This window comes from Streptomyces sp. T12, from assembly GCF_028736035.1.
GTDB lineage: Bacteria > Actinomycetota > Actinomycetes > Streptomycetales > Streptomycetaceae > Streptomyces.
On record NZ_CP117866.1, the window covers coordinates 4040107 to 4052192 of the forward strand.

General features: G+C 70.8%; 11 protein-coding genes and 1 pseudogene. 7 read left to right on the forward strand and 5 right to left on the reverse strand.

All coding sequences use genetic code 11. From position 1 onward, the window contains the following. Positions 1–55: 55 nt before the first annotated feature. Positions 56–469 (reverse strand): SseB family protein, encoded by a 414-nt coding sequence (locus tag PBV52_RS17970; protein ID WP_274239387.1) that lies wholly within the window; start codon positions 467–469, stop codon positions 56–58. Between the two features lie 474 nt (positions 470–943). Between PBV52_RS17970 and PBV52_RS17975 the strand changes: the two are divergent. Further along, a pseudogene (locus PBV52_RS17975) lies at positions 944–1146 on the forward strand (ADP-ribosylglycohydrolase family protein); the annotation flags it as partial. Between the two features lie 263 nt (positions 1147–1409). Here the strand turns inward: PBV52_RS17975 and PBV52_RS17980 are convergent. Then, a complete protein-coding gene (locus PBV52_RS17980) occupies positions 1410–1856 on the reverse strand; it encodes an Lrp/AsnC family transcriptional regulator (protein WP_274239388.1) in 447 nt (148 codons plus the stop codon). 93 nt (positions 1857–1949) lie between these two features. On the opposite strand from PBV52_RS17980, the gene PBV52_RS17985 reads away from it, so the two are divergent. Next, positions 1950–2768, forward strand: a complete 819-nt coding sequence (locus PBV52_RS17985) for an LLM class flavin-dependent oxidoreductase (protein WP_274239389.1) — start codon at positions 1950–1952, stop codon at positions 2766–2768. Beyond that, entirely contained in the window at positions 2765–3202 is a 438-nt protein-coding gene (locus PBV52_RS17990) for a nucleoside deaminase (RefSeq protein ID WP_274239390.1), read from the forward strand. The genes PBV52_RS17985 and PBV52_RS17990 overlap by 4 nt, the downstream gene beginning before the upstream one ends. Positions 3203–3291: 89 nt before the next feature. Here PBV52_RS17990 and PBV52_RS17995 read toward each other — a convergent pair whose 3' ends face one another. Further along, the gene (locus PBV52_RS17995; protein ID WP_274239391.1) at positions 3292–3936 is read right to left on the reverse strand and encodes a response regulator transcription factor; all 645 of its coding nucleotides are present in this window, start codon (positions 3934–3936) and stop codon (positions 3292–3294) included. A gap of 85 nt (positions 3937–4021) precedes the next feature. Continuing rightward, on the reverse strand, positions 4022–4660 hold the full coding sequence (locus tag PBV52_RS18000) for a TetR/AcrR family transcriptional regulator (RefSeq protein ID WP_128428871.1): 639 nt from the start codon (positions 4658–4660) through the stop codon (positions 4022–4024). Between the two features lie 345 nt (positions 4661–5005). On the opposite strand from PBV52_RS18000, the gene PBV52_RS18005 reads away from it, so the two are divergent. The 4 genes from PBV52_RS18005 (at position 5006) to PBV52_RS18020 (ending at position 10873) form a co-directional block, all read left to right on the forward strand. Next, a complete protein-coding gene (locus tag PBV52_RS18005) occupies positions 5006–5926 on the forward strand; it encodes an ABC transporter permease (RefSeq protein WP_274239392.1) in 921 nt (306 codons plus the stop codon). After that, complete coding sequence (locus tag PBV52_RS18010; RefSeq protein ID WP_274239393.1) at positions 5919–6761, forward strand: ABC transporter ATP-binding protein; 843 nt, start codon at positions 5919–5921, stop codon at positions 6759–6761. Before PBV52_RS18005 ends, PBV52_RS18010 begins: the two co-directional genes overlap by 8 nt. 189 nt (positions 6762–6950) lie before the next feature. Beyond that, entirely contained in the window at positions 6951–9170 is a 2220-nt protein-coding gene (locus PBV52_RS18015) for a CDP-glycerol glycerophosphotransferase family protein (RefSeq protein WP_274239394.1), read from the forward strand. Beyond that, positions 9167–10873 (forward strand): glycosyltransferase family 2 protein, encoded by a 1707-nt coding sequence (locus PBV52_RS18020; RefSeq protein WP_274239395.1) that lies wholly within the window; start codon positions 9167–9169, stop codon positions 10871–10873. The genes PBV52_RS18015 and PBV52_RS18020 overlap by 4 nt, the downstream gene beginning before the upstream one ends. On the opposite strand, the gene PBV52_RS18025 is transcribed toward PBV52_RS18020, so the two are convergent. Then, positions 10782–12077: a glycosyltransferase family 39 protein gene (locus tag PBV52_RS18025; RefSeq protein WP_274239396.1), complete on the reverse strand. Its 1296-nt coding sequence runs from the start codon at positions 12075–12077 to the stop codon at positions 10782–10784. The two genes, PBV52_RS18020 and PBV52_RS18025, sit on opposite strands and share 92 nt — an antisense overlap. Positions 12078–12086: the final 9 nt, after the last annotated feature.

Here is a 12086-nt window from a genome sequence, read left to right on the forward strand (position 1 = left end):
ATGCCCCGGGTGACCCGCTCCAGCGCCTCCGGATCAACCCGGTAACCACCGCCACTCACGCGTCGGCCCCCTGCACGCCCGTGCCGTCCACATCCACCGGCACGGCCACCGCCTCCGGCACGATTCCCACCACGGGCGGCAGGACCATCCCCGTGGCACTGCCCGCATCCACCGCAATCCCAACCGGCCTACCCGCACGCGGAATTACCCGGTCCAGCAGCCATGCGCCATACACCGGGACGCGCTCCTGGATCGCATCGCCCCGAGCCTCGGCGAAACGTGTCAGCGCCGCATCGTCCGTGAACGCGAAGAGCCAACGGATGCCGCCCGCCTCAGCCGATACCAGCGAGCCGTCCACCACCGGCACCAGCACCTCACTGCGCCTGAACTCCCCTACCACCGCCCGCAGATCGCCGTCCTCGGTCTCCGCCAGATCCGTCAGCCGCAGTCGCAACGCGTCGGCGCTCACATCAGCCCCCGTCCTGGATTTCACCGCTTACTGCGTGCACAGCTTCAGGTTCAAATCCGATCGAATTTGATCATCACAGATGCGAATCAGCACCGTAACTCACGGGTCTGACAACGTTCCAAGCAGTTCAGGCGAGTCCGTGTTCACTTGGCTTGAACCCGCCTCCGAGGAAGTCGAGTCGACCGAGACCCCGCGGAGTGCAGCCCTCGTTTCCCCGCTGTCCGGCGCGCAGGCCGCGTCCCAGCGAGACCGGCTGACGGACCCGGTCACGCTGCTGTGCGAGCGAGGCGCGGCTGGCAGGGTGACGGCAGACCTGACCGCCGACGTGCGCGTTCCTTCCGGGCGGCCGGCGCGCTCAGCCCCCGCCCGTCGGCCTGATCCGGTCGCCACAGACGGGGAGATCGAGGCGCCGCCCCCGAGACTCCTGGCGCTGCGAGTCGCGCCGGATGGTGCTCGCCCCGGCAATCGCTACATATCGGCTACGAGTTGGCCGCTGTCGGCGACGCTCTGGGCACGCCCTTCGAATTCGGGCCGGAAGGCGCCTTCTCCGCCCGCTTCCCGAAGCCGGGCCACGGCGGCGAGATGTGCGGGGACGGCGGCTGGGACCCTGCGAGGCGACCGACGAGACGCAGATGGCCGTACTCGTCGGCGAGTCGCTGCTGGAGTGCGGCGGGCTGGCCGGGGCGGTGTACGGCATCGACGCGGTGCCGGAGCGGTGGACGGCGGAGCTGCACGTACCGTTGCCGGGGTTTGGTGAACGGGTGCTGCGGGTGGGCGAGTTGACCGGATTCGCGCTGGGCCTGAGCGACTACTGACGTCGGGTTCCAGGGCGCTGGTGCGGACTTGGCGAATGGTGTCGGCTCGTGCATCCGGACCGCGACGGCAGTCCGCTACCGATCTGCGGGAATGCGGCGACGGGTCGGCTGTCGGTCAGGGCCCGTCAGGGCCGGTCGGGTCCGCGGCTGGGCAGCGTCTGGCTGTAGACGACGCTCGTGGTCGTGCTGCCGAAGCCGGCCAGCTCGTCCATGAGGGTCTCCAGGTGCTCCATCGAGGTCGCGGCCACCTTCAGGGTGTAGCAGTCGTCGCCGGTAGTGCGCAGGCACTCCAGGATCTCCCGCCGCTCGTCGAGCAGTCGGCGCAATGGCTGGTGACGGTTGCCCGGGTACTTCAGCCGGACGACGGCGAGCACGGGGTAGCCGACCTTGGTCAGGTCGACCACGGCGTGGTAGCCGGTGATGACGCCCAACGACTCCAGGCTCCGGACCCGTTCCGTGGTGGCCGACGAGCTGAGATTCACGCGCCGCCCCAACTCGCTGAGGGAGATGCGAGCATCCTGTTGCAGCTGCCCGATGATCGCCCAGTCAACGTCGTCAAGATTCACGGCCATACCGCGACTCTACCGGCAGAACCACGGAAGAACATTGCCTTTGCCCGGAAGATTCGGTTCCCCATGCCGTAGTCACCGGCATAGCCTCGACTCATGCAACTTGGCGTCAACGTACCGAACTTCGGGCCCGGAACCGATCCCGGCGTCCTGCGCGAATGGGCGCGGATCACGGAGGGGCTCGGCTTCGACCTCCTCATGGTGTCGGACCACGTGACCGTCACCCCGGACGTGGCCGAGCGGTACCCGGAGCCGTTCTACGAGCCGTTCACCACGCTGTCCTGGCTGGCCGGCCTCACCACGAGGCTGCGGCTGGGCACGACCGTCCTCGTCCTGCCCTACCGGCATCCACTGCTGGTGGCTCGGATGGCCACCAACCTCAACCAGCTCAGCGGCGGCCGGTTCGTCCTCGGCGTGGGCGTCGGCTGGGCACGTCAGGAGTTCGACGCGCTCGGCGTGCCGTTCACCGCGCGCGGCCGACTCACCGACGAGTACCTGGGTGGCCTGCGGGATGCCTGGCGCACGGAGACCGGGGACGGTGCCGCCCCGATACCTGTGTGGGTCGGCGGGCACAGCGAGGCGGCGATCCGGCGCACGGTCAGGTTCGGCGACGCCTGGCACCCGCTGCGGCTCCCCCTCCCCCTGATGCGCTCGGTCCTGGCGAACCACTCGCTGCCGGCGTTCGCGCCCCGCATCGCCCTGCGGATGACCGGCACACCGGTCGACGACCCCGAACGGCCCGCCGGTGTCGGCACCATCGAGCAGATCCTCGACGATCTCGACCAGCTCCGCCTGCTCGGCGCGGACACCGTCGTACTCGACCCCTACCACGGAGACCCGGAGGAGACCCTCCGGCCCCACACGGCCTGGCAGGCGCTCACCGCCGTGGCCACACACTGGAGGACCCCACAGTGATCACCACTGCCGACGAGACCCTCCTGCGCCGCGCCATCGGCATCGCGGCCCACGCGGTCACCCTGGGCGACGCGCCGTACGGTTCCCTGCTGGCCGGCCCGGACGGCGCGATCCTCGCCGAAGCCCACAACACGGTACGGCGCGACAACGACATCAGCGCCCACCCGGAACTGAAGCTCGCCCGCTGGGCAGCCCGCGAACTCGACCCGGACACAGCCGCCCGCACCACCATGTACACCAGCTGCCAGCCGTGCGGCATGTGCGGCGGCGGCATCGTCCGCTCCGGCATCGGCCGGGTCGTCTACGCGCTCTCCACCGAGCAACTCGTCGAACTCAACCCGGGGTCGGGCGACTGGCCGACGGTGCCACAGGACGGCCCAGCCCTGCTCGACGAGGCACGCGGGCCCATCGACGCCTACTACCGGCCTAGCTGATGACATCGGCTCCCGCGCGACACGTGCGAGGCTCGCGACACGCGCGAGGCTCGCCAGGCTGCCGCGCCGGACGGGGCCGTGGGTGACGACTACGCGTTGTTCAGGTACGTCAACACGGCCAGCACCCGCCGATGCCCACTGTCACTCTGCGGCAGCCCCAGCTTCAGGAAGACGTTGCCGATGTGCTTGTGGACCGCGCGTTCCGTCACGACCAGGGTCTTGGCGATGGTCGCGTTGTCGTGGCCCTCGGCCATCAGCGCCAGCACCTCGCGTTCGCGCGGGGTGAGCGAGTCGAGGGGGGAGTCGCGGCGGCGGGTCAGCAGTTCGGTGACGACCTCGGGGTCGAGGGCGGTGCCGCCGGCCGCGACCCGTTCCAGCGCGTCGAGGAACTCGTCCACCCGACCGACCCGGTCCTTCAGCAGGTAGCCGAGGCCGCTCGCGCCACCGGCGAGCAGCTCGGCGGCGTACGACTCCTCGACGTACTGGGAGAGCACCAGGACCGGCAGCCCGGGGATCTCCTTGCGAGCGGCGAGGGCGGCGCGCAGGCCCTCGTCGCGGAAATCGGGCGGCATCCGTACGTCGAGCACGGCGGCGTCGGGGCGGTGCTCCAGCAGCGCGGGCAGGATCTCGGGGCCGGTACCTGCGACGGCCGCGACCTCGTGCCCGGCCGACGTCAGCAGGAGGACCAGGCCCTCGCGCAGCAGGGCGTTGTCCTCGGCGATCACGACTCTCACGGCAGTTCCGCCTCTGCTCCGGTCACCGCGTCGTAGGCGGCAACGCCAGATGGATCACCGTTGGCAGCCGGTGCACGCAGCCTACTCACAGGGCCTTGAGGGCATGTGCGGTGGCCCGGGCCAGGGCATCCAGGTACCCCTTGGGCAGCTTGGGGCTGCGGATCACCACCGAGCGCCAGTACAGGGGGCCCGAGATCAGGTCGAGTGCCAGGTCCTCGTCGATGCCCGGACGTACCTCGCCGCGCTTCTCCGCGGCCATCACGATCCCGCTGGCGACGCTCGCCTGCCCGTCCCGCAGCGCCTTCTGCAGGGCCTCGGCGATCTCGGGACTGCGGGCCGCCTCGGCCTGGAGATCCGGGAGGATCTGCGAGGCCAAGGGGTGGCGCAGGGCGCGTGCGGTCACGCCGTACAGCAGCCGCAGATCACCCTCCAGGGAGCCGGCGTCCGGCACGGGCAGTCCCATGACGGCGACCGCCGACACCACGTCCAGCACCAGGTGCAGCTTGGAGCGCCAGCGCCGGTACACCGCGGTCTTGCCGACGCCCGCGCGGCGCGCGATGCCCTCTATCGACATCCGCGCGTAGCCGACGGCCGCCAACTCCTCGAAGACGGCCGCCCGGATGGCCTCCGTCACGTCCTCCCGGAGTACGGCTGCGCCGGCGGGGGTGCGGCGGCGCGGACGCGGCTGGGGCTGGTCGGCGTTCGTCGTCATGCGGGCAAGCATAGAGCGTTGCGACGATACGGTGCCGTCCCTACGTCAACCGGAGTCGACTCCGACGTCACGACGAAACAGTCCCGTTCCCACGCACGCCCGCCTGCCCGCCCTGCCCGCCCGCCGCCACCAACGTCACGACGAGACAGCCCCGTCCCCACGTCCCAGGCCCGCACGCCCCCACGCCCCCACGCCCGCCGACTGTCACCAACGTCACGACGAAACGGTTGCGTCCCGACGCCTCCTCGATCTACGCTCACGTTGCGACGATACGGTCCCGTCCCGACGTAAGAAAACGTGAAGCGTCACGTAAGAGAACGTCGCAGCACCCCACCCCCCCCAACGAAAGCAGCGGATGTGAGCCAGGTCCTCGACACACCGCCCCCGACGACACCCGCCCCGGCCGAGGCCGACCTCGCGGCCCTCGCCGCCCGGCACGGACTCTCGGTCAGCGGTGCCCGCCCCTCCCTGCCCGAGTACATCCGCCAGCTGTGGGCGCGCCGGCACTTCATCACCGCGTTCGCCACCGCCAAGCTCACCGCCCAGTACAGCCAGGCGAAGCTCGGTCAGGTCTGGCAGGTACTGACGCCGTTGCTGAACGCGGCGGTGTACTACTTCATCTTCGGCGAACTGATGGGCACCAAGGGCGGCGTACCGGACTACATCCCGTTCCTGGTGACAGGGGTGTTCATCTGGACGTTCACGCAGAGCTCGATCATGGCGGGCACGCGCGCGATCTCCGGCAACCTCGGCCTCGTACGCGCCCTGCACTTCCCACGGGCCGCGCTGCCGATCTCCTTCGCGTTGCAGCAGCTCCAGCAGTTGCTGTTCTCGATGGCGGCCCTGGTCGTGATCCTGCTCTGCCTCGGCATTCCGGTCACCGCGTCCTGGGTGCTGGCGCTCCCGGCGCTGGTGCTGCAGTTCACCTTCAACGCGGGCGTCGCGATGGTCATGGCCCGGATGGGTGCGAAGACGCCGGACATCGCGCAGCTGATGCCGTTCGTGCTGCGTACCTGGATGTACGCGTCGGGCGTGATGTTCAGCATCAGCCACATGATGAGCAAGCACACGGACTGGCCGTCCTGGGTGACTTCGGCCCTCCTGGCCAACCCCGCCGCCGTCTACATCGACCTGATGCGCTTCGCGCTGATCGACAGCTTCCACGCGAGCCAGCTCCCGCCGCACGTGTGGGCGATCGCGACGGGCTGGGCGCTGCTCGCCGGCGTCGGCGGCTTCATCTACTTCTGGAAGGCTGAGGAGACGTACGGCCGTGGCTGAGAACCTCGACAACACCGCGCCCGCAACCGGGCAGGTCCCCACCGTCATCGCCGACGCCGTCGACATCGTCTACCGGGTCAACGGCACCAGCTCGGGCCGCGGCTCCGCCACCGCCGCCCTCAACCGCATCGTGCGCCGCAAGCAGACCGAGAAGGCGGCCGGCGTGCGCAAGGTGCACGCGGTCAAGAAGGTCTCCTTCGTCGCGTACAAGGGCGAGGCCATCGGCCTCATCGGCACCAACGGCTCGGGCAAGTCGACCCTGCTCAAGGCGGTCGCGGGCCTGCTCCCGGTCGAGAACGGCCGGATCTACACCGACGGCCAGCCCTCCCTCCTCGGCGTGAACGCGGCCCTGATGAACGACCTCACCGGCGAGCGCAACGTCCACCTCGGCGGCCTCGCGATGGGCATGTCCCGCGAGCAGGTCAGGGAGCGCTACCAGGAGATCGTCGACTTCTCCGGCATCAACGAGAAGGGCGACTTCATCACCCTCCCCATGCGCACGTACTCCTCCGGCATGGCGGCCCGCCTGCGTTTCTCCATCGCCGCGGCCAAGGACCACGACGTGCTGCTGATCGACGAGGCGCTGGCGACGGGTGACCGTTCCTTCCAGAAGCGTTCCGAGGCCCGGATCCGCGAGCTGCGCAAGCATGCGGGCACGGTGTTCCTGGTCAGCCACAACAACAAGTCGATCCGCGACACCTGTGACCGCGTCCTGTGGCTGGAGCGCGGCGAGCTGCGCATGGACGGGCCGACGGACGAGGTGCTGAAGGAGTACGAGGCCTTCACGGGTGACAAGCCGGCCAAGCCGAAGCCGAAAGCTCCTGTTCCGGCGTGAGGCGTCCCACGTGAGGCGTCCCACGTGAGACTCCCCCGTGCGGCCTCCCCCCTGCGGTCTCCCCCGTGAGGCGCAACTCCGGACGACCCTTTCATCCTATTGGTGCCACTATGACGGACACAGGGTCCCCGGAGTCCGGGGAGTCCCCGGAGTCCCCGGAGTGATGGCGAAGGTGAAGGAGTCCCCGCGATGCCCGAGCTCAGCGTCATAGTCCACGGGCCCAACACCCAGGACCGCCTGACCGGACTCCTCGCCTCCCTGGCCGAGCATCCCCACCCCGAGGTCGAAGTGATCGTGGCCGCGGTCGGCGCCTGGGCGCAGGAGACGGCACGGGCGTACGCCTCCGAGATGCTGGTGCTCCCCCTGCCGGACGGGACGGGGGACGCCGCGGCCCGGTCGGCGGGGGCGGCCCGGGCCTCCGGCCGCTGGCTGCACTTCGTGCACGCCAAGGACGGCGTGCCCGCCGGCGCCCCGCGCACGATCGCCGAGCGCGCCGCGGAACTTCCGGACGAGGTGGACGTCCTCCTCTTCGACCACGTCCGCTCCACCTGGGAGACCTCCGGGCTCCCCTCCGAGGACGGCCCCCGCCTGGCCCGCGCGGGCCGCGCCGCCCACCCCCTCGACGGCATCGCCCGCACCGCGCTCCGCATCACGCCCCTGCTGGGCAACCGCGCGCTGCGCACCCCCTTCTGGCAGGCGCACGAACAGCAACTCACCACCCCCGACGAGCCGTACGCCGCCTACGCCGCCCTCCTCCTCGCCGACCACATCGCCGCCCTGAACCAAGTGGCGCACGAGCACCGCGAGCTGCGCCCCGAGAGCCTCCCCCCGGTCACCCCCGACGAGCGCTACGCCCTGATCGACCGCTACGAAACGCTCCTCGCCCTCGCCCGGAACCGCCCCGCCTCCCGCCCCACCACCGGCCCCGCCCCCGACGCCGTCCTGTACGACGTCATGGTCCAGGACTGCCTGCGCACCTTCGCCCGCACCGCCATGCCGGACGCGGTGGCCAGGGAGTTCTTCCGCCGAGCCGGTGAAGCGGCCGTCCGGCACCGCCCGCCCGGGCACCGTCCCCCCTCCGGCCCCGAGGCCATCCGCCGCGCCCTGCTCGAAGAGAACGCGTACGCCAGGTACCGCGCCTTCCAGAGCGCCAACCGCGCCCGCCGTGCCGCGAAGGCGGCCGTACGAACCCGCGGGCGCCAGGTGGCCGCCGCCCTCGGCGACCACCACTACCGCACGTCCCTGTCCCGCCCGGTCAACCCCAATCTGGCCGTGTTCGCGGCGTACTGGAACCGCGGCGTGGCCTGCAACCCGGCGGCGATCGCCGTCAAGCTCACCGAACTCGCCCCGCAGATCCACCCGGTGTGGGTGGTGACGCCGGAGAACGCCCCGCTCCTGCCGCCCCACACGGACCACGTCCTCCCCGGCACCCGCCGCTACCGGGAGGTGCTGGCCACAGCGAAGTACCTGGTCAACAACGTCAACTACCCCAACGCGGTGGTGAAACGCCCGGACGCGGTCCACCTCCAGACCCACCACGGCACCCCGCTCAAGCGCATGGGCGTGGACCAGATGGAGTTCCCGGCCGCCGCCAAGGGGCTCGACTTCCAGGCGCTGCTCGCCCGTATCGACAAGTGGGACTACAGCGTCTCCGCGAACAGCCACTCCACCCGGATGTGGGAGCGCGCGTACCCCTCCCGCTTCGTCTCGCTCGACTACGGCTATCCGCGCAACGACGTCTTCTACACGGCCACCGCCGCCGACATCCGCGCCGTCCGCGACCGCCTGGGCATCCCCCCGAACCATCGCGCGATCCTCTACGCCCCCACCCACCGCGACTACGAGGCCGGCTGGACGCCCCGCCTCGACCTCGCCACCCTCGCCGACCAGCTCGGCGAGGACACGGTCCTGCTGATCCGCGGCCACTACTTCTACGACGGCAGGCCGTCCCCGCTGACCGCCCTGCGCCGCACGGGCCGGATCATCGACGTCGGCGCCTACGACCCGGTCGAGGACCTGTGCCTGGCCGCCGACGCGCTGGTCACGGACTACTCGTCCATCATGTTCGACTACGCCAACCTCGACCGCCCGATCGTCGTCTACGCCGACGACTGGGAGACCTACCGCTCCACCCGCGGCGTCTACTTCGACCTGCCGGCCGAACCACCGGGCCAAGTGGCCCGCACCCAGCACGAACTGGCGGAGATCCTCACCACCGAGGCATGGCACGACGAGGGCGCGACAAAGGCCCGGGCGGCCTTCCGGCGCCGCTTCTGCGAGTACGACGACGGACGCGCCGCCGAACGCGTCGTACGCCGTGTGTTCCTGGGCGAGAGCGAGGACGCCCTGCCGCCGGTGATCCCGTTGGAGGAACGCACGCCGGCACCGAGCCCTCGGGAGGCGGTATGAAACCGGACGCCACACCCCAAGGCCCCACCGTCCCCGACGCCACCGTCCCCGACGTCACGGTGACGGTCATCGTCTACAACGACGCGGCCCGCCTGCCCCGGGCCGTGGAGTCGGTACGCCGTCAGACCCACGCCGACATCGAGATCGTCATCAGCGACGACCACTCGACGGATGAGACACCGGACGTGGCAAGGGAGTTGGCGTCCCGTGATCCCCGTATCCGCCACCTCCGCCTGCCGCAGAACAGCGGCGGCTGCAGCGCCCCGCGCAACCGTGCCCTGGAGATCGCCCGGGCGCCATACGTGATGTTCCTGGACAGTGACGACGAACTCCCCGACGACGCGGTGGAGTTGCTGCTCGCCGCCCACCGCGAGCGGGAGATCGACTTCGCGATGGGCGCGGTGGTGCGGGTCCGGGAGGACGGCGGACGCCGCACGAAGTGGATGCCGCACCTGGTCGCCGAGCGCCGCACGGTGGTCGGCATCGAGTCCGAACCCCGGCTGCTCTTCGAGCACCTGTCGACGAGCAAGATGTACGCCCGCGCCTTCCTGGACCGGCACGACCTGCGGTTCCCCGAGGGCATCCACTACGAGGACCAGCTGTTCACGACGCAGGCGTACTGTCTGGCCAAGGAGTTCACGATCATCCCCGAGCCGGTGTACCGCTGGTACATCGCGCCGTACGCGGCCACGGACGCCGCATCGATCTCCAACCAGCGCCACCGACTCGACAACGTCCGCGACCGCGTCGAGGTCCAGCGGCTCATCGACGGCTTCCTCACCGAGAGCGGGCACGGGGCGCTGCGTGAGGACAAGGACTACAAGTTCCTCAAGCACGACTTCCGGATGTACGCCGGGGACCTGCCGTACCGCGACGACGAGTGGCTGACCGGCTTCGCGGACATCATGACCCCCTACCTGGAAACCGTGTCCCCCACGGCCTACGCCCGCCTGCCCCGCCCGGAACGCGTGGTCCTCCAGCTGATCCGCGAACGCCGCTTCCCCGAGGCCCGGCTGGCGGCGCGGGGACTGGGCCACGGGGTGGCGCCGAGGCAGGTGGCACCGGACGCCGAGGGCCGTACGTACTGGGGCGGCAGCCTGCCCACCACGGACCTGGCCCGCCGCGAACTGGACGTCGCCGACCTGGAGCTGGACACCCGCCCGTTCCGCAGCGCCCGGTTCCGGCACGAGATCACGGAGCTCACGCGCGGCCCGGGCGCCTCGATCGACCTCACGATCCGGACCTACGACCCGGGCCTGCGCCTCCCGGTGGGCCCGCACCGCGCGAGCCTCCTCATCCGGCCCGGCCGACGCCGCCTCAAGATCCCCTTCCGCCTCTCCCCCGTCCGTCCCGGCCTGTTCGAAGGCCACGTCCACCTGGACCTGTCGTCGGCCCCGGTCCCCCTCCACGGCTTCGCCGGCGTCCGCCACCCCCTCCTGCGCATCGAGCACCAGGGCCTGGCCCATACGGCCGTACTCCTGGCGCCCCTGTCCTTCCCGCCCCTGACGGCCCGCATCGACTACCACGCCGGTGCGGCCCCGCACCGGGTCACGATCGAACCGGAGGGCCGCGGTCCGGGCCGCCTCCAGGTGCGGTGGCAGCCGGTGGGCGTCACGGCGAGGGTGGTGCGGCCGGTGGTGAGACGGCTCGCGCGGCCGAAGGTGAGACGGGCGGCACGACTGGTGCGAAGCGCACTGCGCTGAACCTCGTCACCGCCAGCGGAAGACCGATCACCGCAATCAGCCACACCGGGACGTACAACCGGTCCAGCTCGACCGCGAGCGGATGCGCCACCGTCGCCGCGAACCCGGTCGCCCCCACCGCGATCACACACAGCGCCACCGGCACCGACCGCTTCCACACCCCCCACGCACCCACCGCGAGCAGGAAGAGCAGCATGGGCGCCAGGGCCTCGTTCTGGAGCCACTGCACCCAGTACTGGAGATTCAGGCGGACGACGGCGGACCACGGGTCGGCGATCTCGGGCCGGGTCCAGTGCAGGGTGAAGGTGTCCTGGAGCGAGTCGCTGATGCCGGGGAGCTTCAGTGCCCTGCTCAGGCCCAGCACGACCGACGTGCCGCCCGCCGACAGGCCGACCAGCCACCAGGTCCCCCGATGCCGGGCACGGGGGACGAAGAACAGCGCGGCGGATGCGGCGGCCGCCAGAGCGGGGGCCGCCATCAGAAAACTCGAGTACCTGACGGCGAGTCCGAGCCCGAAGGCACCGGTGAACAGCGTCACCCCGGCCGGTACACGGCGCTGGAGCAGCCACACCGAGGCCAGCAGGAGCGCGGTCAGCAGCGCGAGCGTCGGGCCTTCGGTGAGCGGTCGGCCGCCCCAGGAAGCGAGCGGTGTCACGTACGCGAGGACCTGCCCGAGTACGGCGGTGGGAGGCGGCGCCCGCAGCGCGCGGAGCAGCAGGTACACGAGGTATCCGGTCAGTGTGGTGAAGGCGAGCGCGACCAGCGTGAGTCCGGCCTTGGCGCCGATCAGTGCCACGAAAGGAGCGGCGATCAGCGGGTATCCGGGCCTGGTGTGGAAGATCTTCTCGTAGCGCGGGTCGGTGGGTTCCAGCCCGTTCGCGTACGTCCGCTCGCACCGCCGCGCGTACGCGGCCTCCCGGCCCGGGTCACGGAAGGCGAGCTGGTCGAGCATGCGGTTGCGGTGGACCAGCCTGGCCGTGTCCGCGCAGTAGGCGGCGACCGCCTTCCGCGTGGCCTCGCGCGGGGTGTCGCCGAGGAACTCGTACGCCTCGCGGGTGTAGCGGTACGAGTCGTTGGAGAAGCGGGTCGCCGGGTAGCCGAAGACGTGCAGCAGCACGAACGCGGCGGCGACGAGTGCGGGAAGCGCACGTCGCAGACGGCGGCTTCCCCCGGTCCCCCGCTCCTCGGAGAGGTTGGCAGTCACCTCTCCAGC